This is a genomic window from Meiothermus sp. (assembly GCF_026004075.1).
Taxonomy (GTDB): Bacteria; Deinococcota; Deinococci; order Deinococcales; family Thermaceae; genus Meiothermus.
In genome coordinates this window covers 1,072,044-1,096,592 of record NZ_BPIK01000001.1, presented here as the reverse complement: position 1 = coordinate 1,096,592, position 24,549 = coordinate 1,072,044, and the positions used below count along the sequence as shown (strand labels likewise).

The window sequence follows — 24,549 nt, the reverse complement described above, 5'->3', positions numbered from 1 at the left end:
CCATGCCCAGGACGGTTCCGATTCCACCCCCGCCGCTCAAGGCGCCGGCCCTGGAAACCTGGACGCTCCGGCTGCGCACCATCACCCCCATGTTTGGCGGCAGCGCCACACCGCGTCAGGTAGACCCTGAGCACCCGGTGCGGGCAGCCAGCGTGCGCGGCCACCTGCGTTTCTGGTGGCGGGCTACGGCGGGGGCGCAGTATGCCACCGCCAAGGAGCTGTTTGAAGCAGAGGAGCGCATCTGGGGGAGCGCGAAGAAACAAGGGCAGGTGGCCCTGACAGTCAGTGAGCAGGGTTACGAAAACACTCTCCAGCCTTCGTCCCTGGGTGAAAGGGTAAAGCCTTATGAGCGCTTTTTCGTCTATCCCTTTTTGAGGAACAAAAACGATTCCGAAGCCTCGGGGCTCGTCGGGGTCTCGTTTAGCCTCGAGCTACGGCTCTCGAACTCCCTCACGCTCGAGGAAGAGGCTGAGGTAAAAACAGCCGTCCGAGCCTGGCTGGCTTTTGGCGGGGTGGGGGCCCGGACTCGGCGGGGGTTAGGGGCGTTGCAAGTCGTTTCATCCCAAACCGGATGGCACCCCAAAGACCTCTCTGAGCTAAAGGGGTGGTTCGCGGGGCTTCAATCCAACGGGTACTACTCGTGTCTATCTGGGGCGAGGGCTACCTTCTCCAAGCCCTACAAAGACGGAGTAAGGGCCTGGAAAGACCTGAGCATTTTTTGGGCCCGCTTCCGCAAGGGGCACTACACCGGAAAGTATCCCGAGTACAGCGCGATGGGCGGGGCCATGTGGGAAGATCACGCCAAGTTAAAAGCTCTCACTCCAGGCCAAAAAGTCAGCTTGGCCAAGCCTTATATGGGCTTGCCCATTATCTACCAGAAGTTCACCGGCGCCTTCGCAGGGGAAATCACCCCTGCCGATGGAAGCCGCATGGCCTCACCCGTCCTCCTCAAGCCGGTCGCCTTCGCTGATGGCTCGGTGCGGGCGATGGTGCTGGTGCTTTCCGCGCCCGAACCCCAGGGGGTCAGTGTGAAAGGCCAGACCTACGATCTTTCCTGGCCCACCGACGATCGTGTGGTACGGGCGCTAGGTGGGAAGGACTTGATAGAAACTGTTTTGCGGGCTGCCCAAAAGGAGGGCTTCACTGAGGAGGTACGCCTGTGACCTACCTGCTCTCCATCTCCATCGGCCCCGTACAGGACTTCATCGTCGCGGCCCGGCGCACCGCCGACCTGTACGCCGGTTCGCAGATTTTGCAGGAACTGAGCCGGGTGGTGGCCCGCTATCTGGCCGACCAGAACGCCCTGCTCATCTTCCCATCCGACCAGGAAGCCGATGGGGCCAACAAAATTCTGGCCGAGGCGACCGGCGACCCCCAGCAGTTGGTCGAGGGGGCCCGCAAAGCCGCTCAGGAAAAGCTGAAGTACCTCTGGCAAGAAGCCATGGACGGCCTCCCAGAGCAATACCAGAAGCAAATTGACCAGGGCAGGGCGCAGCTTCAGCTTGAAAGTTTCCTCGAGTTCTACGCGGCCTGGGTTCCGCTGGAAAACAACTACCCCCAGGCCCGGCAGGGCGTGGAGCGTCTGCTGGCCGGACGCAAGGCCCTGCGCGAGTTTGCCCCCACCCAGCAAAACGACGAGGGCATACCCAAGTCGCCCCTCGACCCTTCCCGCGCAGCGGTGATAGACCCCCGCATGTGGGGCGAGGCCACCCTGCGCCTGCCCGACGGCGCCCACCGCCCCCTGCGCATCAAGCCCACCGAGCACCTCGACGCCATCTCGCTGCTCAAGCGCTGCTATGGCGCGGGCATGTACCAGACAGTGGTGGACACCCGCACCATGGCCCGCCGGGCCCAAAACCCCAAAGCCCAGCCCGAAGATCGCTGGGGCGAGGACGACGATCACATCACAGAACCCCAGCCCTACTTCGCCATCCTGGTGGCCGACGGCGACCGCATGGGCGAGCTGATTAGCCGGCAGGATAACCCCGAAGCCCACCGCGCGCTTTCCAACACACTCGACGACTTCGCCCGCGAAGCCCAGAGGATCGTTCGGGAGCACCACGGCTTTATGGTCTACTCCGGCGGCGACGATGTGCTGGCCTTTTTGCCGGTGAACCAGGCCGTTGCCTGCGCGCAAGACCTCTCCGAAAACTTCCGGCACCGGGTGCGCGGCACCCTCTCGGCAGGGATAGCGGTGGTGCACTACCGCGAGCCGCTCTCCCAGTCTTTGCAGCGGGCTCGAGACGCCGAAAAAGCGGCCAAGGATGGGGGACGTAACGCCCTGGCGGTAGCCCTGCACACTCGAGGGGGAGCACCCATTACCGTGGTGCGCACCTGGGACAGGCTGCGCTGGCGTGAGCTACTGCAGTCGTTCGAGCAGGGCGATCTCACCCAGGGCCTGGCCTACGAGCTGCTCGAGCTAGCCCGGGAGTGGCAGGACGATATGAACGTGGCCTACCTGCAAGCCGAGGCCGAGCGCATCCTGGGGCGTAAGGAGCGCAAGGGCCTGAAGCTGCCCCTGTTCGAATCCCGCCAGGATCTGCTCGACTACGCCAAAGAGCTGGTTGTTGCTCGTTTTCTAAGCGGTGTAAAAACCGAAAATCAACCGGAGGTTAGCCGTGCCTGAACGTGTTCTGGAAATTCAAGCCCTCACCCCCCAGTTTTGGCGCGATGGAAGGCCCTTTAGCGCCGCCGATGGAACCGAGACAGCCGCGCAAAGCCTGCCTTTACCCTTACCCATCACAGTAGCGGGTTTTGTTCGAACTCAGATTGGCCTGGCCCAGAAGGTCAACTGGGGCAACTACCAGTTCCTTCGGAGCCTGCACGGCCTACCCATTTATGGCCCTTTGCTGGCCCGCAGGGAAGAAATTGTGCTGCCCGCACCACGCGATGCGCTGGTTTACCAGAAGGAAGGCCATAACAAAATTATGCGCTTGCAACCTTTCAGGCCGGTGGGGGGATGCAACCTGCCCAATGGCCTGATGCCGCTCCGGGTGAGCGAAGATGTCAAACCCCAGCCCGGTTACAGCCTATGGCGGCAGACCGATATGGAGCAGTGGCTACTAGGGGAGACTACTCTGCCTGAGCCGATGGCGGGCCTGCCCAGCGAGCAGCGTATCCATGTGGCAATGGATCCATCCAAGGGCAAGGCCCGGGAAGGCCAGCTTTTTAGCGCGAGCTACCGGGCTCTCGAGCAAGTGCAGGACGGGCAGTACATCCCCTATACCCTGCGGGCCAGGGCCGCCCTACCCGAAGGCCACCAGCCCCAGCTTCTGGGCTTTTTGGGGGGTGAGTCGCGCCCAGTAGCGTTGCGGGTGCGCGAGGAACTATCCCGCTACTGGTGGGACTGCCCCAAAAGTATCCAGGAAGCCTTTGCCGGGCTTGCCAAGGGCCAGCTAATCCGCATGGTTTTAGCCACGCCGGCCCTGTTCGAAGACGGCTGGAAGCCCGGGTGGTTGAAAAAGCCGGGTGAACAGCACCTGCCCCGGGGGCTGGCAAAGGTCAGGCTGCGGCTGGTGGCCGCAGCGGTGGGGCGGCGGGAGCCGGTCTCGGGCTGGAGCCTGCGCAACAACCGACCCAAGCCGGTGCGCTGGATGGTGCCCGCGGGCAGCGTCTACTTCTTCGAGCTGCTGGAGGGCGATCCCAGCGCGGTGCTGGAAAGCTGGTTGCGTCCAGTTTCGGATAGCGAGCAAGACCGTAAGGACGGCTTTGGTCTTGCCTTATGGGGGGTGGGAAGTTATGCAGACTAAAGCTTTTTTTCTACAGGCCCTGACCCCGGTGCACCCCGGCACTGGGCAGGTTTCGGGCTCGGTGATTGACCTGCCGGTGGCCCGCGAAGCAGCCACAGGTTTTCCGCTGATTCCCGCCAGCAGCCTCAAGGGGGTGCTGCGCGATGGGCGCGCGGATGAAGCGGCCAATAAGGTCTTTGGCTCGCTGGAGCAGATGGGCGAACTTACCCTCACCGATGCCCGTCTGCTGCTGCTGCCGGTGCGTTCTTATGCTGGAACCTTCGCGCTCATCACCTGCCCGCTGGTGCTCCAGCGCTGGCAGCGCGATGCCGAAGCCCTGGGCCTATCGTCGAAACTATCTCAACCAAGCATCACCGGTGAGGAAGCCCTGGCCGGGAGCGCCATCCAGTACAACAACCAGGTGATTCTGGAGGACATCGACCTGAAGGTAAAAGGCTCCTCTGAAGCGCTGGCTAAGGCCATCAGCGGGCTGCTGTTTGGCAAAGAGGAGCCAGACCTGATGGAGCGCCTGGCCCTGGTGAGCAACGATGTGTTCAGCTACTTTTGCCAGACCGGCCTCGAGGTCATTGCACGGGTGCGCCTCGAGAGCGCAAGCAAAACCGTCGCCAGCGGGGCTTTGTGGTACGAGGAGGCCATTCCTGCCGAGGCCGTTTTCTCGAGCTTTGCCCTTGCCAAAGACGCGGCGCACTTTGCCGAGCTGCACCGGCGCCCCTACCTCCAGATAGGGGGCGAGGCCAGTGTGGGGCGCGGTTTGCTGCGGGTGCTGGGGGGTGTGTAGCCATGCCCCAAACCCGCAACCAGAAGGATATGAAGCGGGCCCTGGAGCTGGTGAGCAGCCTGGAGCAGGCCGACCCCGAACTCAAGAGAATCTACGGCGGCCTGTGCCACAGCTTCCCGGTGATGGTGCTGCAGAGCGGGCTGTGCCAGGCAGTGGCCTTTAGCGCCGACAAAGCCAGCGGCGAAGGCCCGCGGGCCCGGGCCCACCAGAAGCTGCTCGAGCACCTGGGGGCCATCCTCGAGGTTGAAGGCGACCTGCTGGCGCATCTGCATGAGGCCCCTACCACGGCCTACATGCACCACACCCGGCGGGTGCTGGAGGCCTGGGTCTACTTCAAGCGCTTTGCTAAAAGCGTTCTGAAGGTCGAGGCAGGAGGCGACGATGAGGGCCGCTAGGCTTCTGCTCGAGCCCCCCAATCATGCCGGGCTGGCGCTGTACAGGTACCTCAGGGAGCACGATACCAGCAAGCAGGCGGCTCGAGCGCTGCTGGACGCAATCGCTGCCAGTTCCATTACAAAGGTAAAGGTCTACGAAAACGCCTTTGAGCGCTGGAAAGCGGCCCTGAGCGGTGCGGTTTTCCTCGAGGCCACCGCCCGCACCCCCCTGGCTATCGGCCTGGGCAACGCCAGCCCCATTGAAAACGGTCTGAGCATTCACCACACCTACGGCACGCCCTACCTTCCGGGCAGCGCCCTCAAGGGCCTGATGGCTCGGGCCGCGCGGCACTACGGCCTGGACGAGCGCCAGCAAGAGATTCTGCTCGGCACAACCCAGAAGGCCGCGCACCTGGTCTACTGGGACGGCTGGCTAGACCCCAGCAGCCGTCAGCCCTTCCAGAAAGACGTCATCACCGTTCACCACCCAGACTACTACAGCGGCGGCCAGTGCTGGCCCACCGACTTCGACGACCCCAACCCGGTGGGCTTTTTGAGCGTGAAGCCGGGAACCAAGTTTTGCCTGGCGCTCTCGAGTTCCTCGGAAAACGCCACGGACTGGCTGTACACCGCAGCGGAGATCTTGCGATGGGGGCTGGAACACCTGGGCCTGGGGGGCAAGACCAACGCGGGCTATGGGTATTTCGAGGTGAGGCTGCCCCCCAAGCCTAAAAGCCAGGCCGAGCTGGGCGAGGAACTGTACCAGGGTTACAAAGCCCGAATCGAAAAAATCAAGCCCAACAACGAGCGCGGTGAATTGAGCTTCTTCCTCCAGGAGTTGCGCGATAAGCCAGCCCCTTTGCGCAAGCCCACCCTCGAGGCCATCCGTAAGCACCTGCAAGGGTGGAGGGTGTGGAACCCTGGCAGAAACCCCCAGCACGCCGAAATAGAGCAGTTATTGGGAGAGCATACGTGAGCACCGTCATCCTTACCACCGTAGGCACCAGTCTGCTTACTAACGCCAAGAAGGCTCTCAAGGAGAACCCTACAGATCAGGAGATCCTGAACTACCTGCAGGCAGATCCCCAAAAGGCCTGTGCTGAGACCAACTCCCTTTCGCGCATTTTGCAGGCTGGAGACGAGATCGTCTTGTTGTATAGTGCCACCGAGGAAGGCCGTAAGGCAGCGCATTTGCTGCGGCAATATTTCCTGCAAGCCAACGTACCCTGTGGATTGGTTGAGATTGGGGGCCTGGCTTACGAGGCAAAGGGCTTTGTGGACTTTGGCCTAAAAAACTTCGTTCGCACCCTGGCCGGAGAGATTCGCAAAGCAGCAAAAAGACAAAGGGAGATTATCATCAACGCCACAGGAGGCTTCAAGGCTGAGATCTCCTACGCCACCGTTCTGGGCTTGGTCTTCAAGGTTCCAGTCTGCTATATTCACGAACAGTTCAAGGAAATTGCCATCCTCCCACCTACACCCATCGGCTGGGATAGCAGCCTTTTTGTCTGGTACGCCGATTTTTTCGATTGGCTGAGTGCGGGAGAAGCTGGGCTGCGGCCTAAAGCGGAGGCAGAGTCCAGAGCCGCTTTGCTCCCCGAAGAGGCCCACGTGCTTCTCGAGGAATTTGAGTTTGAGGGACAGCTATACCTTGGCCTGTCGCCACTGGGCGAAGCTTACCTGGAAGCCTTCAAGAATGAGCTCGAGCAGGCCCAGGGCGTACCCATCTACCTTTACAGACAGGCCCGGCGAGAACTTGAAAAGCTGGAACCCGCCACCCAGGAGCGCTACCACAGGCTACTCCAGCGTCTGCGCTTGCCCAACCGCGCGGCCCTCAGCGAATTCAAAAGTGGCGGAGGCGATGCCCTGGGCTATCCCAAAGGCCAGGTGGACGAGCGGCTTTTTTATACCGAGAAAGACGGCAAGCTTTATGTGTTTGCCCTGACCCGCCACGGCCCCGAATACGAAAAGATGTGCCGGGAAGGCTTTCGCTGGAGCAACTATTCCGAAGAAGACTTTGAACCCTGGGAAGGCTAGGCAACCCGGCAGGTCGGCGTGTTTGAGGGGGATTTTATGTATGAACTGGACGATGTATTTCCCGAAATAATCCCGGCACCCTCCCTGCCCCAGGAGCCCCTACCCCTGAGCGCCCTGGCCCAGTACACCTACTGCCCCCGCCGGGCGGCCCTGATTCTGCTCGAGGGCGAGTGGGAGGACAACGAGTTCACCCTGCGCGGTACGCGCGCCCACGAGAACGTAGACATCCCGCAGGGCTTGCTGCGCGAGGGGGTTTGGGTGGAGCGGAGCCTGCCCTTGTGGTCGGAGCGGCTGGGGCTTACGGGCCGGGCCGATGTGGTGGAGTTTGTGGAGGGCGTGCCCTACCCGGTGGAGTACAAGGTGGGCCGGCGCTGGCCCCGCGAGCTGGCCCGCAAAGCCGCCGAGGTGCAGCTTTGCGCCCAGGCTCTGTGCCTGGAAGAGATGTTCGGCCAGAGCGTGATGGAGGGGGCGCTGTTCAGCAAATCGAGCCAGCGCCGCCGGGTGGTGCAGTTTACCCCCGAGCTGCGCGCGACCACCCTCGCCACCATCAGCGCGTTGCGCAAGCTGTTGCAGCAGGAGCACCTGCCTCCACCCGCTGCCGACGAACGCTGCAAACACTGCTCCCTCCTGGGGGTGTGCATGCCTGAGGTGCCGCAGGCCCTGCAGGCCTGGCAAGCCCGACAAACATCATGAACAGCGAAGTATTGAACACCCTTTACATACAAACCCAGGGCGTGTATCTGCGCCTCGAGGGCGATACCCTGCGCATCGAGCACGAAGACGTAACCCTGCGCAACGTACCCCTGCACCACCTGGGGGGCCTGGCGCTGTTTGGCAACGTGCTGGTTTCGCCTTACCTGCTGCACCGCTGCGCCCAGGACGGCCTCGAGGTGGCCTGGTTCAGCGAGTCGGGCCGCTTCCAGGGTCGGCTTGCGGGCCCGGTTGCGGGCAATGTGCTGCTGCGGCAGGCCCAGTACCGCGCGCTGGACAACCCCTCGAGCAGCCTTTACCTGGCCCAGCGCTTTGTAGAGGGCAAACTCAAAAACGCCCGCCTGGTGCTGCAACGGGCGGTGCGGGAGCGCGGCGAAACCGAGGCCCTGGCTCTGGCCCTCTACGAGCACGAAGCCGCGCTGCGCCAGCTTCCGCAGGCCCGCTCGTTGGACGAAGTACGGGGCCTCGAGGGCAACGCGGCCAGCGCCTACTTTGCGGCCTTTGGCGACCTTTTGCTCTCGGGCGAGTTCCGCTTCGATGGCCGCAACAAACGACCCCCGCGCGACCCGGTGAACGCCCTGCTCAGCTTCGTATATGCCCTGCTCACCACCCAGTGCACCGCGGCGCTCGAGGGGGTGGGGCTCGACCCCCAGGCCGGCTTCTTGCACGCCCTGCGCCCCGGACGCCACGCGCTCGCACTCGACCTGATGGAAGAGTTCCGGGCCTGGTGGGCCGATCGGCTGACCCTATCGCTCCTGAACCGCAAGCAACTGACCCTCGAGCACTTCGAGACACGCCCCGGTGGGGCTGTTTTGCTGAACGAGGAAGGCCGAAAAGTGGTAATTGTAGCCTTCCAGACACGCCGCCTGGAAACCGTGCAGCACCCCCTGTTCAAAGAACCTGTTCCGGTGGGGCTGCTACCACATATTCAGGCCCGCCTGCTGGCCCGCTATTTGCGGGGCGACCTTCCGCAGTACCTACCTTTTGTGGGGCGATAGGCATGGAACGGCTGGATATTCTGGTGACCTACGACGTAAACGTAACCTCCGCAGACGGCCAGGCACGCCTGGCCCGTGTCGCCAAGATCTGCAAAAACTTCGGTCAGCGGGTGCAGATGTCGGTCTTCGAGTGCCGCGTCTCGCGGGCCCAGCTCGAGGACATGGAAGCCAGGCTGCTAAAGGTGATTGACCCCGACAAAGACAGCCTGCGCATCTACACCCTCCCCGGTGGCCGCGACAAATGTCTGCGGGTGCACGGCCAGGACAGGTATACCGACTTCGACGATCCACTGGTAATCTAGCCCCACCCTGGCACTTGCTTTGCGCGAACCCCAAGCAAGTGCCAAAACCCAGGGGGGTTCGCGCAAGCCGAGAAATCGGCTAGGGGACATTGAAAACCCGCTTTCCCTCCACCTTCCCCCACCCAGCGTCGGAACCCTTTTTTGGGGGGTTCGCGCAAACGGCCTATTGAACCCCGTCCAGTACGCACGCTAGAATGAGGCCGTTGCACTCGGGCGAAAGCTCGAGTGAGGATTGAAACCTCTACTGGCCCAAGCATCTGCGCCCCGCTCGGTTGCACTCGGGCGAAAGCTCGAGTGAGGATTGAAACCAGCGTATGCGCAACGTCTACGCCACCGCATCGTTGCACTCGGGCGAAAGCTCGAGTGAGGATTGAAACCCAGCAGGCAGGCGCTCACCGTCCGTGCGACGGTTGCACTCGGGCGAAAGCTCGAGTGAGGATTGAAACTCCTCCGGTTCCAGCATGGGGCACCAGCTGAGTTGCACTCGGGCGAAAGCTCGAGTGAGGATTGAAACCGGCTGGGATCTGCAGCACGTCGGCGGGTTGCACTCGGGCGAAAGCTCGAGTGAGGATTGAAACTGCGCACGCTCGGCAGAGGCTGGCCTGGAAGCGTTGCACTCGGGCGAAAGCTCGAGTGAGGATTGAAACCCGCCAGGCAGACAGTGACAGCATCGTGTTCTGGCGGGTTGCACTCGGGCGAAAGCTCGAGTGAGGATTGAAACAGATGCCACGGTACGGGCTCACAACCACGGGTTGCACTCGGGCGAAAGCTCGAGTGAGGATTGAAACAAGCAATGGCCTGACGCGATGGAACCCAGCCGTTGCACTCGGGCGAAAGCTCGAGTGAGGATTGAAACGGCCAATACCGCGGCACAGCTTTTCGGCCGGTTGCACTCGGGCGAAAGCTCGAGTGAGGATTGAAACGAACACGGCCTGAACGGCGCCATGGCGCCAAGGGTTGCACTCGGGCGAAAGCTCGAGTGAGGATTGAAACTTTTATCCATTAGGCAACGTGCTTGCGCGTGCGTTGCACTCGGGCGAAAGCTCGAGTGAGGATTGAAACGTATGTGCGAGCCAGGCGGAAGACCCGAGCGTTGCACTCGGGCGAAAGCTCGAGTGAGGATTGAAACCTCAGGTGCAGGCGATACCATCGGCACCGACCGGGTTGCACTCGGGCGAAAGCTCGAGTGAGGATTGAAACATGGCTGAGAAACCCGCAGAACCCGCGCATGCGGGGTTGCACTCGGGCGAAAGCTCGAGTGAGGATTGAAACGGCAACGCGCAGAGCGAAACGAGCCCCCGCCTGTTGCACTCGGGCGAAAGCTCGAGTGAGGATTGAAACAGGGCCATGAGCCCGAGCGCCACGTAGCTCGCCGTTGCACTCGGGCGAAAGCTCGAGTGAGGATTGAAACCATTGCGGGCGGGCTAGCTGGCGCTCACGCGGGCTGTTGCACTCGGGCGAAAGCTCGAGTGAGGATTGAAACCCGCCCTGGTTAGCAGGGCGTGCGCGGCGTCGCTGTTGCACTCGGGCGAAAGCTCGAGTGAGGATTGAAACGACCGGGCAAAACCGGCTGCTGGGGCGGCAGTTGGCGTTGCACTCGGGCGAAAGCTCGAGTGAGGATTGAAACCCATTAGCCATGGCTCAGGGCAGCTAGCGGCACGTTGCACTCGGGCGAAAGCTCGAGTGAGGATTGAAACCACATAGGCTGAGCAACACGGCGCACGTAGGCGATGTTGCACTCGGGCGAAAGCTCGAGTGAGGATTGAAACGCTCACTTGCGGCGCGGCCCCGAGCGGGTACGGTTGCACTCGGGCGAAAGCTCGAGTGAGGATTGAAACAGCATCGGGAGCCTGTAGTGGCTTCAGACGCAGTTGTTGCACTCGGGCGAAAGCTCGAGTGAGGATTGAAACCGCTTTGAAATCTAGCCGCACGATGCCCTGGCGCGTTGCACTCGGGCGAAAGCTCGAGTGAGGATTGAAACTGGCGGCCGGGCGGCAGCCTGGCGTCAAATATGGCCGTTGCACTCGGGCGAAAGCTCGAGTGAGGATTGAAACGCCAAGCCAAAACGGACTTGCAGCTTGGCCGCTGCGTTGCACTCGGGCGAAAGCTCGAGTGAGGATTGAAACACGCCGAGGCCGTTTGCGACTCCGACGGCCATGTCGTTGCACTCGGGCGAAAGCTCGAGTGAGGATTGAAACCAGGACCCCCAACCCAAGCGTCACCCGCCAAGGTTGCACTCGGGCGAAAGCTCGAGTGAGGATTGAAACCATACGGCACGGCCACGCGGCCCTGCAGCCAGGGCGGTTGCACTCGGGCGAAAGCTCGAGTGAGGATTGAAACCTGAGCGCCCTACGAGGGTGAACAGCGCTACCCGGTTGCACTCGGGCGAAAGCTCGAGTGAGGATTGAAACGCTGGTCGGGGGGGCCGACAAACTACAGACCACGTTGCACTCGGGCGAAAGCTCGAGTGAGGATTGAAACCCGGGCAAGGCACTGGCGCTGGGCCAGGCAGTCGGTTGCACTCGGGCGAAAGCTCGAGTGAGGATTGAAACGCCAGCGGCGGTGGCATCCACACGGCCACCGGCATAGGGTTGCACTCGGGCGAAAGCTCGAGTGAGGATTGAAACGCCCCCTCATCGACTCTGAGCATGGCACCCAGCGCGTTGCACTCGGGCGAAAGCTCGAGTGAGGATTGAAACGGCAAGCGTGCTCATAGCCTCGCCGTGCAAGGAGACGGTTGCACTCGGGCGAAAGCTCGAGTGAGGATTGAAACGTTAGCACGCTCAACGATCGCACCAGCGTGCAGCGTTGCACTCGGGCGAAAGCTCGAGTGAGGATTGAAACTATGCTCGGTAGACGGGCCACCACCGCATACAGAAGGTTGCACTCGGGCGAAAGCTCGAGTGAGGATTGAAACGGGGATACCGCGCCGAACGGATTTTAAAGACCCGCGGGTTGCACTCGGGCGAAAGCTCGAGTGAGGATTGAAACGGGAGTACCCGTAATGCCTCACCCCCATATCCCGTTGCACTCGGGCGAAAGCTCGAGTGAGGATTGAAACGCTGCCCGCGTGCAGGGCCAGGGCCAGGGCCCGATAGTTGCACTCGGGCGAAAGCTCGAGTGAGGATTGAAACATTTGCCGACGAGACATCGTGCTTGAGCAAATCGCGTTGCACTCGGGCGAAAGCTCGAGTGAGGATTGAAACTCAATGGCTGCGACATCGCCAGAAGCCAGCAGTTGCACTCGGGCGAAAGCTCGAGTGAGGATTGAAACCTAAGTGGATTCCGCAAACCGATGGATTCGCAGTTGCACTCGGGCGAAAGCTCGAGTGAGGATTGAAACGTTGGCTGATTGCAGGAGACGTTGCAGCTTGAGCGGTTGCACTCGGGCGAAAGCTCGAGTGAGGATTGAAACAACTAGGAGCCAGACCAGGCCAGGGCAGGTGCAGAGGTTGCACTCGGGCGAAAGCTCGAGTGAGGATTGAAACGATCGGCGCATGGCACGGGCTGCGCTGCTACGTGTTGCACTCGGGCGAAAGCTCGAGTGAGGATTGAAACGCGGCCACCCAGCGGCGTGGTATGGGAGCAGAATGTTGCACTCGGGCGAAAGCTCGAGTGAGGATTGAAACTCTAAAGTCAAAACAAAAAAACCTAGAGAGGTGGTTGCACTCGGGCGAAAGCTCGAGTGAGGATTGAAACCTGTTTGGTGGCGACCTCAGGTTTCTTCGGCACTTCGTTGCACTCGGGCGAAAGCTCGAGTGAGGATTGAAACAAAATCGAGAGCAGGCAGGTAGGTGGTGTTGCCCGGTTGCACTCGGGCGAAAGCTCGAGTGAGGATTGAAACCGGAGTCTCCTTCGGCAACGAAATCATTTTGACCCGTTGCACTCGGGCGAAAGCTCGAGTGAGGATTGAAACCGTGGCCGCCCTGGTAGCAGCAGGCTACCAAGGCGTGGTTGTTGCACTCGGGCGAAAGCTCGAGTGAGGATTGAAACGGTACAGAAATGCTGTACAACTACATCCACGACATGAAGTTGCACTCGGGCGAAAGCTCGAGTGAGGATTGAAACCTGGGCCGCGAACATGGCCTGGCGCAGCACGATCCGGTTGCACTCGGGCGAAAGCTCGAGTGAGGATTGAAACACCGCACTCAGTGCAGCGCCAGACGCGGCTCTGGTTGGTTGCACTCGGGCGAAAGCTCGAGTGAGGATTGAAACACCGCACTCAGTGCAGCGCCAGACGCGGCTCTGGTTGGTTGCACTCGGGCGAAAGCTCGAGTGAGGATTGAAACGTCACTTCCACGGTTGCTGTGACAACCCTCAGCGTTGCACTCGGGCGAAAGCTCGAGTGAGGATTGAAACACCACACACCCCCCTGCCGTAACTCAGGGGGGGTTGCACTCGGGCGAAAGCTCGAGTGAGGATTGAAACAGGTCGCCAATGTCAACGCGCTTTGCGCGCGCCGTTGCACTCGGGCGAAAGCTCGAGTGAGGATTGAAACAAGCGGGGACGAACAGGTACGCGAGCGCCGCAACGTTGCACTCGGGCGAAAGCTCGAGTGAGGATTGAAAACAAACAACGCTTGTGGGTTAGGGAGGGGAACCCACAAGCGCCTTTGGGGATGCCCACCTAAGTGGGTTGCTATATTTGTATCAACAACGAATGCCTTTGGGTAGGGAAAAAAGTCCTATCCGGCTACAGTCGGGCTTATCTTGTCGTGCCTTGTAAAGCGTGATTCAGTGTTCAGGACAATATTGCAGCAATCACCATACTCGCAACCAGAGTTCCCACAAAAGCCACCCCTAGAGTAATCCAGATTTTGCTGCTTTCGCGCAGGTTCATGCTCGACTGAACCGCCAGATAAGCAAAGTAAACATTTATAAACAATGCGACAATAACCAGCAGAGGAATTAGGAAAATACCGATCAGCGTGATAATCAGAATCAGGCTCACTACCGCAACCAGCACGTTAATGGGGGCCCAAAATAAGGCAAAGGTATAAGCCACATTGTCCAGCGATCCCGTTCCCCCCTGCGACTTCCCTACGTAGTGCACCAAGTAAGTAAAAACCAAGAACCCGATAATCGTGCCGATAATACCGTTCAAAAATCCGCCCAAACCACTGCCCAGGCTAAGCAAGCCGGTGATGATGGAGGCAACCAGAACGTAGATAACGGCTTCACGGAGGGTGCCTTTATTCTCAAATTGCTCAAAGGTCGCCACACTGGGTTTACTGAGCACCTGGATACTCTGGTTGACCATATTCATCAGGGTGTCGGTAATGGACGGCGTGGTATTCATAAAGCCTCCCGTTTCGCTTTTGGAGCAAATGTAGTTTACTACGAAATTTCAAATATTGCCCATGCATCTCTCATCAAAAGCCCAATTAGATTAGAGCCATGCGCTGGTTTATCGTTCTTCTGTTTGCTTTAAGTCTGGCTTGGGCACAAAACGCCGACGGACAAGAATCTGTACCCCCAAGCTCAGTGGGCGGATATGCCGTTGGTCGCCTCCTTTCATTAGGGCCAGAGCGCGCAACCGTACGGGTTGGAAATCAGATGAAAGAAGCTGAGCTGCCCACAGAAACAGTAGATTTTCGCATCGGGCAGTTGGTAGTAATCTACGAGGTTGACGGGAAAACCTACCTTGCCGAACCCTACAGACTGCATTACCTGTGGGCCTTACTGGGGCTTTTTGTCCTGGCGACCATCGCGCTAGGGCGCGGCAAGGGCTTGCGGGGCTTGTTGGGAACGGCAGCCAGTATGGGGGTCTTGGCCTACGTGGTGGTGCCTCAAATTGCCGCGGGCAACAATCCGCTGCTGGTTACCTTTGTGGGGGCTTTTGGTATCCTGGCGCTTTCAATATATTTTGTTCACGGTATTAACCGAAAAACCTCCGCTGCCCTCATTGGCACCACTATAGCTGCGCTAATAGCTCTGGTGCTTTCGACGCTTTTGACCGAGTGGATGCAATTTACTGGCCTAACCTCGGAAGAGGCTTTTTTAGCCCGATTTCAGCTCGGGGGCAACCTGGATCTGGTCTCGCTCTACCTGGCTGGGGTGGTTGTTGGAGCGCTGGGTGCGCTCAACGATGTAACCGTTACACAGGCGGCAGTCGTGCAGGCCCTACTTCAAGTCAACTCGCGCTACAGCGTACGGGAGCTGTACACCCGCGGCATGGCAGTGGGCTTTGACCACATCGGCAGCCTGGTCAATACCCTTATTCTGGCCTATGCAGCAGGGGCGCTCCCTTTGCTGCTATTGATTAACCAAAGTGATGTTCCGCTGGCTTTGCTGCTCAACAACGAAACCTTTGCTGCCGAAATCGTAACCATGCTGGTAGGTTCACTGGCCCTGGTATTGGCCGTTCCCCTCACTACCCTGGTAGCCGCATGGCTGTTGCGGGGGCGCAAGCTCGACTACATCGAGCGCAGGTGGCCTGGGGCCTAGTGTTGCACACCTCCCTCACCGTGAACGTGGCCGTGCTCGAGCTCTTCTGGCTCCGCGGGTCGAACGCTGAGGATAGTCAAACGATACTCGAGGGCTTTACCGGCCAGAGGTGAGTTGGCGTCCAGGGTGACCCGCTCACCCTCGATAGCCACCACGCGGTATAGCAGGGGCTGGCCCTCCGGCCCCTCCCCGCTATAACCGCCCCCCAGCCGAGGTGGCTCGGGCAGTTCGCTGGCCGAAACCTCTACCCGCAGTGCTGGGTTGTGTGGTTCTGGCGGAAGCGTTATCCGGTAATGACCGGGCTCTTTATCCAGCAGGGCGGCCTCGAGGCCAGGGGGTAGCCCGGTTGCATGGCCCATCAACACAGTTTTGGGGTGACCGTCGGTGCCCTCGAGTTTGTGCCCTTCCACCCACAGCTCATACACCAGTTTCACAACGCTTTTGTGGTCTATTTGCATATGCGCACCTCCCATTACAATATCCGGCTTATCCGCCTGGGCGTTTAGTGACAATCTCATCAAGGGCAAAATATTTCTCTACGTAAAGCAGTCCAGGGCTATCAAAACTCATGCCAGAGCGCTACAATCCCGATAGATGCGGTGTATTTTTGCGGTGATTGTATGTCTGTCGGCGCTGGGCTTTGCTCAGCCTTCAGTCGGCACAGAAAATGGTCTTACCCGTTTGGTATTCAGCCTGCCCAGTGGAGCAAAGTTTGGTCTAGTTCGTCAGGGTAACGAAGTTTCCATTCGCTTCCAGGGCACCCCACCTCGCAGCCTGCGTACCCTGCTCAACACCCCACAGGTGGCGGGCTACCGGGCTGCCCCCAGTCCGGGGGGCTCGACCTATGTCGTGACCCTCAAGACAGGTACAAGCTACCGCACCCTCGAGCTTTCCAATCCCCGTCGTCTGGTGCTCGAGGTGCGCAGCAGCACTGCCGCCCGCACCCGACCCCGTGCCAAAGCACCCGCGCCGGTGGTGGTGCTCGATCCCGGTCACGGGGGCATAGACCCCGGCGCCATAGGCTTCGTACAGGAAGCAGCCGTAGCGCTCGACGTGGCCCTGCGCACAAAGCGGCTGCTCGAGGCCCGGGGTGTCCAGGTAGTTCTTACCCGAGCCGACAACTCCCACCTCTCGGTCAGTAAAGCCACCGACCTGGGGCTTCGTGCCGCCATGGCCAACAGTAAGCGCACCCTGTTTGTCTCTATTCACGCCAACGCCGCCGAGCGGGCCGCCCAGGGTATTGAGGTGTACTACTTCGGTGAGGCCATCGATCAGCGGCTTTTGTCTAAGGCCATCCTGGAAAACGGTGGGGGCGCCCTTGGGCAGCGTCTGACCCAGGAAGCCCGCGGCGTAGCCCAGCGGCTCATGAGCGACCTGCTGGCCCAGGCCAACCTCAAGTTTTCCGAGCAACTGGCCCTCAAAACCCTGCGGGCAATGGTGCGCGAAACCGGCGCGGTAAGCCGCGGGGTTCAGACTGCCCCCTTCTACGTGATTCGCAATGCCCGTATTCCGGCCGTTCTGGTCGAGATTGGCTTTGTTAATCATCCAGTCGAGGGTAAAAAACTTGGCACCAGCGCTTACCGCGCCCGGCTGGCCAACGGGCTGGCCGCAGGCATTATCACTTTTTTGAACAGCGGCAATGTCCAGCGCTAAACAGGGTCGAACAGCCATCTGTACTTACCCAACCCTCCCAGGAGGCCCGGTCGCGCCGCAGCATAGGGGGCAGGTTCTCCATCAGCATCTTTCGGTAGGCAGGCCCGGCGTGGCGCAAAATCCAAGCCTCGTAGCCCAGCACAAAAGACCGCAGCACCTCGAGGCCCCACACCCGATCCACCGGTCGAGCCTGCTCGGGCAGAAGCGGCATGGACTGATCATCCTCGAGCAGAAAAAAGCCTTCGACCGGCCGCTTATAGACCAGCACGCCCTGGGCGATACCCAGCCAGGCCGTGCTCGAGTGGAGCCCTACCGGCCCCTTGCGGTAGAGGCTCGAGCCTTGGCCGCTGGCATTGGGACATCTTCTAAAACCAAAGGCCTCGAGGTGGCCCGCCAGCACATCCTGGCCCCATAACCAGAACTGCACATTGAGGGGATTGGACCGCATCGCTTTACTTGAAGGCCGTGCAAATGGCCTGACCGTTGGCCTGTATCAGCTTGAGATAGGAGTTGACTGTATTATCGAAGGCGTCGGAATAGATGCGGACGATGCGGGCCCCGGTAGCCTCGGCCAGGGCGCGGGCCTGGCTCTGCGAAAACTGAGGCTCGACAAATATCACCCGCACACCTTCTTTTTTCATTACCTGGGCCAGCCGGGCCAGGCTGGCCGGGCCCCGTTCCTGGCCGACAAAGTCGGCGAGGCTGCCCAGGCTTTTGAGGCGGTAGTAACGGTTAAAGTAGCCGAGCGATTCGTGCTGGGAAACCAGCTTGCGCCGGGCCTGGGGAATGGCCGCCAGGCAGCGCTGTACCTCGGCGTCAGCCTGGCGAATCCGCTGAATATACCGGGCCGTGTTCTGGGTATAGATGGCCCGCCCGGCGGGATCCAGGGCTATCAGGGCATCACGTATCTTTTCCACGTACCTTACCCCATAGGTGGGGTCGAGCCAGAGGTGGGGGTCGTAAGTACCGTGCTCATGAGCATGCTCGGCTTCCTGGTGGGGCTCGTTTTCGGCCACCTCGATCAGGTTGGGCATCCCTTCGGCCAGCTTAACCACGCGGGCGCCGGCTGGAAGCTGGGCCTCGAGCTTCTCCAAAAACGGCTCGAGGGAAAGGCCGTTGGCAAACAAAACCCTAGAACCAGCAATGGCCCGCACCACCGAGGGACGGGGCTCAAAGCTATGAGGATCGCTGCCATCGGGCACCACCTGCACAACCGAGACCCGGCTACCCCCCACATTCCGCACCATGTCGGCCAGAAAACCGGTGGTCGCCGAGACTGAAAGGGTACTGGCCTGGGCTATACCAAGGCCCAAGACCAGCACCAATCCCGTCCGAAGGATACTTCGCATGAACAACCTCCTCGCACCTTATACCCTTTCCAGGCAAAAGTACCGTATTCATAATGATAACTCAATATCATTCTGTCAACCGGCCCATCTGCTATGCTGAAGAACATGGAGCGCTCCACACGCCAGCGGCAGGCCATCCGTCAGGTGATGCAAGAGCTTAACCGACCGCTCTCCCCCTCCGAGGTGCTCGAGGCGGCCCGGCTCAAAGTACCCGGCCTGGGCATCGCGACCGTCTATCGCACCCTGAAGGGTCTGGTCGAGGAGGGCAGCGCGATCCCGGTTGAACTTCCAGGTGAGGCCCCTCGCTACGAGTTATCAGGCAAAAAGCACCACCACCACTTTCACTGCACCTGCTGTGGCAAGGTATTCGAGCTCGAGGGCTGTCCGGGCGATTTCTCCTCTATGGTGCCCCAGGGCTTCAGAACCGAACGCCACGAAATTGTGCTGTACGGTCAGTGTACCCAGTGCCTGAGCGCCAGACATTAGGCAGATTTCGCCGCTCAAAACGCCTCGATCAACCCTGGCAGCTCCTCAGCTCGAATCTCGCCAATGCGACGGTTGATCAATCGGCCTTCTGCGTCGTAAAACAGGGTGACGGGCAGACCCTGTATCCGCAAGGGATCGCTAAGCCTGGCTTCGGGGTCTAGTATAACGTTCGGTATTTTCAGGCCCAGCTCTTTCTCGAAAGCCTTTACAGCCTCGGGGCCATCGCTGATGTTCACAAAAATAAATTGTACGTCTGGATTTGTACGCGCCGCTTCGAGTAGAAGGGGCATTTCACGTCGACAGGGCTCACACCAGGTAGCCCAGGCATTGAGCAAAATGGGCTTACCTTTGAAGTCAGTCAGATTTATAGCCGTGCCCTCTAGTCGTTGAAGAGTTATGGAGGGCAAAACTTCTGTCGTAGACTCTGCTCGAGGCTGCAGCAAAAAAACCCCCAGCCCTCCCATCAGCGGTAACATCAGCCATATCCATCGCCTCATCATTTGAAGGATACGCAACCAGGGCAGCTCCCTCGGGGAAGTAGCTTACATATTCGTTGGCCCTAACACGAAACTATCCCGTATGGGCATAGGGCTTTACCTAACCACTTGCGGCCACAGCCAGTAAGCCACCAATCCCATAGCCATCAGCGGAAACAACAATCCCCACCAGCGTCGACGCGCTGGAGCTTTGGACTTGCCAACACTGGGGTAAGCCCGGCTATTACCAGCAAAGGCCCGCTGAATGGCGCGGGCCTCGGCTTCGGTAAATGGCGGCTTACCCCAGCGCGAGTTTTTTATGGGGCTGGAATCTCTGTGAGGGGGAGTAAGTACTGTCTTAGCTGGAGCGGCCGGGTGGGGTGGTTGTGACTCGAGGGCATCGGCAAGGGACTGTAGCTCGAGGTTGTCCGGTGCCACCAACAACGCGTGGTTTAGGGCATCCTGGGCCCTTTGATATTCTCCCCCTTGCAACAGCGCACGTACATAAAGCACCAGCAGCTCGAGGTTGTCGGGATCTTCCAACAAACCTTCTCCGGCACATTTGGCCGCTTGTCTGGCTTCGCCCAGCATTAGAAAGGCCTCGGCCCGCACCCGCCAGTAGTCCGGCCAGCCCAGATCTACCCAGGAAACCCTATCCAGCGCCCGCAAAGCTTGCACGGCGTCGCCCTTAGCCAGATACCTGAGCGCCTGTTCTATTCCGCTTGCAGCGTCGAGTTGAGCCATGCAGTCTATCGAATCGTCTCCCCTACCCAAACCCTAGCAAGCCTTCAAGCTCCAGGCTGTGATTTTTGAACCCAGACTAAATACTGCCCGTGATACCAGATGCGTGCAGTTCATCACTGAGGCAACCCGACCGCATTTATCTGTGTAGCGGGGGACAGCACTACCTCGAGGAAGGATGATTCCATATTCGCCGGGTAGAGCGAGGTATGTGCTCTGATTAAGCAAACCCAGCAGCCATAAAGGCAATCTGGGGTTTAATTTTCATGACCATCTTTACAAGCCAAAAGACTCAAAAAAGCGTGCCCGCACAAGGCCAAGGAAGCTACTCAAGGGCTGGCGAAGCACGGTAAGCAAGAGCAGCATAGCCACAATTGCGTAGGCGGGGTTTGATTCCAAACGCCAAATGTAAGAATGCCAGCGCAGCGGTAGGACGCTTTGCAGAATCTTGGAGCCGTCCAGAGGCGGAATAGGTAGCAAGTTAAAAACGGCTAGGGTTAGATTGATGCTGGCTGCTACAGCCATGGCCTGGGCTATCACCAGCACAAAGCCGCTGGGGTTATCCAAGAGGCCGGTTGCCAGAATTCCACGAAGCACCAGCGCGAGCGCGGTAGCAATGAGAAGGTTAATGAAGATTCCCGCAATCGAAACCACAAAAAGACCCAGCCTGTATTGCCGAAAGTTGGGTGGATAAATAGGCACAGGCCGGGCCCAGCCAAAGCCCACCAGCAGAATCATTATAGAGCCGATGAGATCAAGATGTTTGAATGGGTTGAGTGTAACCCGCCCCTGATCTCTGGCTGTTGGGTCTCCCATCCAAAGCGCCGTAACAGCATGGCCCCATTCATGCAAGGCCAACGAGACCAGCAGCACCAACACCACCAGGCCAAAGGCCAGGGGATCTGATTGCAACAGTGGCAACAGTCCCATCTATAAACCAATTGCGGCAAAGAGGCTGTTGAGCAAACCGCTTAGGCCCGCCCGGATGGCCGGTAAAATCCCGCTTAGGTTCAAAACCAGGAAAATGAGGAAAAATCCCAGGAAGCCATAGCTTTGGAGCTGATCCATAAAACGGCGCGCCTCTGCGCTACCAATGGCGTACACTACCCTGGCCCCATCCAGGGGGGGTACGGGAAACAAATACACTGCGGCGTGGCTGATCATCAAGGAGCCCGCTACCTGCATGCCTAATGCAATGCTCGTGGTAGCCGGGCCCAGATTCTCTAAAAGCCTTGCCAGCAGCAGGTAGAAAAAAGCAGCCGCGAAAAAACCCAACGGCCCCATCAATGCAGTCTGAGCAGCTTTTGTCCCAAAGAGTCGCCAGGGTACCAGGCGAGGAAAGCCAAAACCAATGAGTGCTAGAAAAATCAGACCCAGTCCATCTAGATGCACCCTCGGCTCCACTGTAAGGAAGCCGTAGCGTCTGGGGTCAGTATCCTTGTAGCGATCGGCCAGATAGGCCTGAAAGAGGTTATGAACAACCAGGCCAAAAGCGGCTGCAGCAAACGCAACCAGGTAGGCCAATGGATCTCTGCCGAGAAGCTCAAAGAAAAACATGTCATCACCAGTTTACGGGTTTCTGCACGCTATGGATTATCACAATGTTTGCTACTTTTGCCACTGTAAGCAGCCCAAAAAATAAGCCCGGAAAAGCATTTATTGTAAGTTCCAATTTGGAATTGCGCCATTCCCTTGGAGAGCTGCTATATTTTGAAGCACAGCACAGAATCAGGATCAGGCTTGGTTGCAGACCGGAACCGTATGGAGCCCATCAAGTGAGCGTCAGGGCAAGTAGGCCATTGGGTTTCGGGCTGCGCCACCTACTCGCACTTCGAAATGAAGATGCGGGCCGGTGCTCCAACCCGTTGAGCCTACGTATCCGATTAGCTCTCCCCTACCCACCCACTGCCCAGGGCGAACCGCAATCCGCGACATGTGGGCGTAGAGAGTCTCCTGGGCTCCACCGTGGTTGATGATCACGTGCAGACCATAGCCGTAGCGGCTCCAGCCAGCGGTGTCCACCTGTCCGGCTCTCGCTGCATAAATAGGCGTACCCACAGGAGCCGCTAAATCAATGCCGGTATGAAACCGTTGAAATACCCCGCGCCGTCCAAAGTAGGTGGTGATGGTAAAGTTCGATAACGGCCAGCGGTAGCCAGCTGCAGCCACCACAGCGTTGGCCCGACGCAGTTGGGGCTGGCTTTGTGCTTGCTGCCGTACACGGGCACGGCTCTGTGCCTGCATACGCTGTGCCTCTGCCAGCCGCTTTTGCCGTTCCGCTTCTTGCTTACGGCGCTCTTCCGCCAGGCGGCGCGCTTCTTCTTCGCGAGCTTTGCGCTCGGCCTCCTGAATTTGCAACAGACGCTCGTAGGTGGTTCTGGCCTGCACGCCAGGCAACAAAATCAAGTCGCCAGGCCGTACATCAGTGGGTGAATCCAGCCCGTTGGCCTTGGCCACTATGGCAACCGAAAGCCCAAAGCGCTGGGCCAGGTCTTGAATGGTCTCCCCCTGTTTGAGGCGAAGCAGCAAACCAGGCTCTCCCGTTGGAATGTATAGGGTAGAACCCACCTCGAGCCGATCCAAGCTCTGAAGGCTGGGGTTGGCCGAAACCAGCCCCAGCATGGTTAGGCCGAAGCGCCGTGCAACCGATTGCACAGTATCGCCCCGGCGCACCACATAAGCACGAACATCGGGCGGGAGGCGGATACCATCGCTGGATTCTTCAACCAAGGGTACGCGCAGCACCTGCCCAGGACGCAGGGTGGCATTCTCGAGGCCGCTACTATACATGATGGCCCTGGCATCTACCCGAAACCGGCTGGCGATCTGGCTCAAAGTATCGCCGGGGCGCACGGTGTAGATAACCCAACCTTTGCGGGCGGGTGTGTCGACTTGTATTTCGGCTCCAGGTAGGTTGGGCTGGGCTATTCCCAGCGGCAGACCGAGAACCCCCGTCGCCAAGACACTGCTCAAGAGTTCGCTTATTGCCAAAGTCAACCTCCAAAACTGCGCTTTTCTTCGAAGGAGATACCAAAAAGCAGCAGCTCCTCGAGTAGAAACCCAGATGACCTACAGCTCTCTGGGTTTCCGATGACTTCCGGGGGGAAGTATACCTACTTTCCCCCCAAAGTTGCAAGGAACTCTTTGTTGGTCTTGGTGCGGGACAGGCGCGCGAGCAGCATTTCCATGGCCTCGGCCGGGTCCATATCGGCCAGCACCTTGCGCAACAGCCACATCTTCTGGATGACCTCCTCGCCCAGCAGCAGCTCCTCGCGGCGGGTACCCGACTTAAGGATATCGATGGCCGGGAAGATGCGGCGCTCTTCCAGCCGGCGCGAGAGGTGCAGCTCCATGTTGCCGGTGCCCTTGAACTCTTCGAAGATTACATCGTCCATGCGGCTGCCGGTTTCGACCAGGGCTGTAGCCAGGATGGTGAGCGAGCCGCCGCCGCGAATGTTGCGGGCAGCCCCCAAGAAGCGCTTGGGGAAGTGCAGGGCTGCGGAGTCCAGGCCGCCCGAAAGGGTGCGCCCGGTAGGTGGCGTGACCAGGTTGTTGGCCCGGGCCAGACGGGTGATGGAATCCAGCAGAATCAGAACGTGCCCGCCTTCCTCGACAATCCGGCGGCTCCGCTCGTGCACGAATTCGGCCACCCGGATGTGGTTCTGCGGCGGCTCGTCGAAGGTCGAGGCGATCACCTCGGCCCCCTCGACCGACTCGCGGAAGTCGGTGACCTCTTCGGGGCGCTCGTCAATTAGCAGCACGATCACTTTGATGTCGGGCTCGTTTCTGAGCACGGCTCGAGCCACCTTCTTGAGTAGGGTGGTCTTACCGGCCTTGGGCGGCGCCACAATCAGGCCGCGCTGCCCCCGCCCGATGGGCGCCAGCAGGTCGATGACGCGGTTAGAGGACTCCTCTCCGGTGGTCTCGAGGATAATCTGCCGGTCGGGGAACTGCGGAATCAGGTCGTCGAACTTGGGGCGTTTGGCGGCGGCTTCGGGGTCGAGGTTGTTGACCGCCTCCACCTTCATTAGCGTGCCGTAGCGTTCGTTTTCACGGGCTACCCGGGCTTTACCCACCACGTAGTCGCCGGTGCGTAGCTGGTACTGCTTGATCAGGCCCGCCGAGACAATGGCCGTGCGGGAGTCGAGGTTGTAGAGGTCTTCCTGCAAAAAACCGTAGCCGTCCTGGCTGATCTCCAGATAGCCCTTGGCGATCACCAGGCCCTCTTCGCTGGCCTCCTGCGAGAGCAGGAGCATGACCAGCTCGTCCTTGGAGAGCTTTTTGTAGTTGGGAATACCGGCTTCCGCGGCCAGTAGGTGCAGCTCGGGCAGGATGCGGCTCGAGAGTTCCTGGTAGCTCAGAGGCACTTTGCTCTCGGCCTTGCGACGGATCTTCTTGCCGGTGCGGGTCACGGTGACCTGAGCTTCGGCGTTGGGGTCAGCTGTACTC

23 protein-coding genes and 1 CRISPR repeat array are annotated in these 24,549 nt (G+C 59.7%); of the genes, 13 read left to right on the top strand and 10 right to left on the bottom strand.

From position 1 onward, the window contains the following. Positions 1-2: 2 nt before the first annotated feature. From cmr1 to cas2, 10 genes are read left to right on the top strand one after another with little or no spacing between them, the layout of a single operon-like run. Entirely contained in the window at positions 3-1,163 is a 1,161-nt protein-coding gene (gene cmr1 / locus Q0X18_RS05300) for a type III-B CRISPR module RAMP protein Cmr1 (protein WP_297559447.1), read from the top strand. Further along, positions 1,160-2,626: a type III-B CRISPR-associated protein Cas10/Cmr2 gene (gene cas10 / locus Q0X18_RS05295; RefSeq protein ID WP_297559445.1), complete on the top strand. Its 1,467-nt coding sequence runs from the start codon at positions 1,160-1,162 to the stop codon at positions 2,624-2,626. The genes cmr1 and cas10 overlap by 4 nt, the downstream gene beginning before the upstream one ends. Then, positions 2,619-3,749, top strand: a complete 1,131-nt coding sequence (gene cmr3 / locus Q0X18_RS05290) for a type III-B CRISPR module-associated protein Cmr3 (protein WP_297559443.1) — start codon at positions 2,619-2,621, stop codon at positions 3,747-3,749. Before cas10 ends, cmr3 begins: the two co-directional genes overlap by 8 nt. After that, positions 3,739-4,527, top strand: coding sequence for a type III-B CRISPR module RAMP protein Cmr4 (gene cmr4, locus Q0X18_RS05285; RefSeq protein WP_297559441.1), 789 nt, complete (start codon positions 3,739-3,741; stop codon positions 4,525-4,527). The genes cmr3 and cmr4 overlap by 11 nt, the downstream gene beginning before the upstream one ends. A 2-nt stretch (positions 4,528-4,529) precedes the next feature. After that, the gene (gene cmr5 / locus Q0X18_RS05280; protein ID WP_297559435.1) at positions 4,530-4,922 is read left to right on the top strand and encodes a type III-B CRISPR module-associated protein Cmr5; all 393 of its coding nucleotides are present in this window, start codon (positions 4,530-4,532) and stop codon (positions 4,920-4,922) included. Further along, a complete protein-coding gene (cmr6, locus tag Q0X18_RS05275; protein ID WP_297559428.1) occupies positions 4,909-5,877 on the top strand; it encodes a type III-B CRISPR module RAMP protein Cmr6 in 969 nt (322 codons plus the stop codon). Before cmr5 ends, cmr6 begins: the two co-directional genes overlap by 14 nt. Next, positions 5,874-6,938, top strand: coding sequence for a putative CRISPR-associated protein (locus Q0X18_RS05270; protein ID WP_297559426.1), 1,065 nt, complete (start codon positions 5,874-5,876; stop codon positions 6,936-6,938). The genes cmr6 and Q0X18_RS05270 overlap by 4 nt, the downstream gene beginning before the upstream one ends. Positions 6,939-6,974: 36 nt before the next feature. Continuing rightward, positions 6,975-7,631 (top strand): CRISPR-associated protein Cas4, encoded by a 657-nt coding sequence (gene cas4 / locus Q0X18_RS05265; protein WP_297559424.1) that lies wholly within the window; start codon positions 6,975-6,977, stop codon positions 7,629-7,631. Then, on the top strand, positions 7,628-8,647 hold the full coding sequence (gene cas1c / locus Q0X18_RS05260; protein ID WP_297559421.1) for a type I-C CRISPR-associated endonuclease Cas1c: 1,020 nt from the start codon (positions 7,628-7,630) through the stop codon (positions 8,645-8,647). The genes cas4 and cas1c overlap by 4 nt, the downstream gene beginning before the upstream one ends. Before the next feature lie 2 nt (positions 8,648-8,649). Continuing rightward, the gene (gene cas2, locus Q0X18_RS05255) at positions 8,650-8,949 is read left to right on the top strand and encodes a CRISPR-associated endonuclease Cas2 (RefSeq protein ID WP_297559419.1); all 300 of its coding nucleotides are present in this window, start codon (positions 8,650-8,652) and stop codon (positions 8,947-8,949) included. A gap of 202 nt (positions 8,950-9,151) precedes the next feature. After that, positions 9,152-13,518: direct repeats of the CRISPR family, unit length 37 nt; unit sequence GTTGCACTCGGGCGAAAGCTCGAGTGAGGATTGAAAC. 171 nt (positions 13,519-13,689) lie between these two features. On the opposite strand, the gene Q0X18_RS05250 is transcribed toward cas2, so the two are convergent. Beyond that, positions 13,690-14,247 carry a YIP1 family protein gene (locus tag Q0X18_RS05250; RefSeq protein ID WP_297559417.1) on the bottom strand — a complete coding sequence of 186 codons (558 nt, stop codon included), beginning with the start codon at positions 14,245-14,247 and terminating at the stop codon, positions 13,690-13,692. 257 nt (positions 14,248-14,504) lie between these two features. On the opposite strand from Q0X18_RS05250, the gene Q0X18_RS05245 reads away from it, so the two are divergent. Then, the gene (locus tag Q0X18_RS05245) at positions 14,505-15,395 is read left to right on the top strand and encodes a YibE/F family protein (protein WP_374707504.1); all 891 of its coding nucleotides are present in this window, start codon (positions 14,505-14,507) and stop codon (positions 15,393-15,395) included. Here Q0X18_RS05245 and Q0X18_RS05240 read toward each other — a convergent pair. Then, positions 15,392-15,829 carry a peptidylprolyl isomerase gene (locus tag Q0X18_RS05240; protein ID WP_297559413.1) on the bottom strand — a complete coding sequence of 146 codons (438 nt, stop codon included), beginning with the start codon at positions 15,827-15,829 and terminating at the stop codon, positions 15,392-15,394. The genes Q0X18_RS05245 and Q0X18_RS05240 overlap by 4 nt on opposite strands. A gap of 160 nt (positions 15,830-15,989) precedes the next feature. Here Q0X18_RS05240 and Q0X18_RS05235 point away from each other — a divergent pair, with 160 nt between their 5' ends. Continuing rightward, positions 15,990-17,048, top strand: coding sequence for an N-acetylmuramoyl-L-alanine amidase (locus Q0X18_RS05235; RefSeq protein ID WP_297559411.1), 1,059 nt, complete (start codon positions 15,990-15,992; stop codon positions 17,046-17,048). On the opposite strand, the gene Q0X18_RS05230 is transcribed toward Q0X18_RS05235, so the two are convergent. Then, positions 17,014-17,496 (bottom strand): hypothetical protein, encoded by a 483-nt coding sequence (locus Q0X18_RS05230; RefSeq protein WP_297559409.1) that lies wholly within the window; start codon positions 17,494-17,496, stop codon positions 17,014-17,016. The genes Q0X18_RS05235 and Q0X18_RS05230 overlap by 35 nt on opposite strands. A gap of 4 nt (positions 17,497-17,500) precedes the next feature. Further along, positions 17,501-18,397 carry a metal ABC transporter substrate-binding protein gene (locus Q0X18_RS05225; protein WP_297559407.1) on the bottom strand — a complete coding sequence of 299 codons (897 nt, stop codon included), beginning with the start codon at positions 18,395-18,397 and terminating at the stop codon, positions 17,501-17,503. 105 nt (positions 18,398-18,502) lie between these two features. Here Q0X18_RS05225 and Q0X18_RS05220 point away from each other — a divergent pair, with 105 nt between their 5' ends. After that, positions 18,503-18,883, top strand: coding sequence for a Fur family transcriptional regulator (locus Q0X18_RS05220; RefSeq protein ID WP_297559405.1), 381 nt, complete (start codon positions 18,503-18,505; stop codon positions 18,881-18,883). Positions 18,884-18,897: 14 nt separating this feature from the next. Here Q0X18_RS05220 and Q0X18_RS05215 read toward each other — a convergent pair whose 3' ends face one another. The 6 genes from Q0X18_RS05215 to rho all read right to left on the bottom strand — a co-directional run bounded on the left by Q0X18_RS05215 (position 18,898) and on the right by rho (position 24,491). Then, the gene (locus tag Q0X18_RS05215; RefSeq protein WP_297563014.1) at positions 18,898-19,347 is read right to left on the bottom strand and encodes a TlpA disulfide reductase family protein; all 450 of its coding nucleotides are present in this window, start codon (positions 19,345-19,347) and stop codon (positions 18,898-18,900) included. Positions 19,348-19,476: 129 nt separating this feature from the next. Then, a complete protein-coding gene (locus Q0X18_RS05210; RefSeq protein WP_297559403.1) occupies positions 19,477-20,103 on the bottom strand; it encodes a lipopolysaccharide assembly protein LapB in 627 nt (208 codons plus the stop codon). Between the two features lie 273 nt (positions 20,104-20,376). Continuing rightward, complete coding sequence (locus Q0X18_RS05205; RefSeq protein ID WP_374707503.1) at positions 20,377-21,030, bottom strand: site-2 protease family protein; 654 nt, start codon at positions 21,028-21,030, stop codon at positions 20,377-20,379. Next, positions 21,031-21,657, bottom strand: coding sequence for a site-2 protease family protein (locus Q0X18_RS05200; protein WP_297559401.1), 627 nt, complete (start codon positions 21,655-21,657; stop codon positions 21,031-21,033). Positions 21,658-21,882: 225 nt separating this feature from the next. After that, positions 21,883-23,091: a peptidoglycan DD-metalloendopeptidase family protein gene (locus Q0X18_RS05195; RefSeq protein ID WP_297559399.1), complete on the bottom strand. Its 1,209-nt coding sequence runs from the start codon at positions 23,089-23,091 to the stop codon at positions 21,883-21,885. 122 nt (positions 23,092-23,213) lie between these two features. Continuing rightward, complete coding sequence (rho, locus tag Q0X18_RS05190) at positions 23,214-24,491, bottom strand: transcription termination factor Rho (protein WP_297563010.1); 1,278 nt, start codon at positions 24,489-24,491, stop codon at positions 23,214-23,216. Positions 24,492-24,549 lie beyond the last annotated feature (58 nt).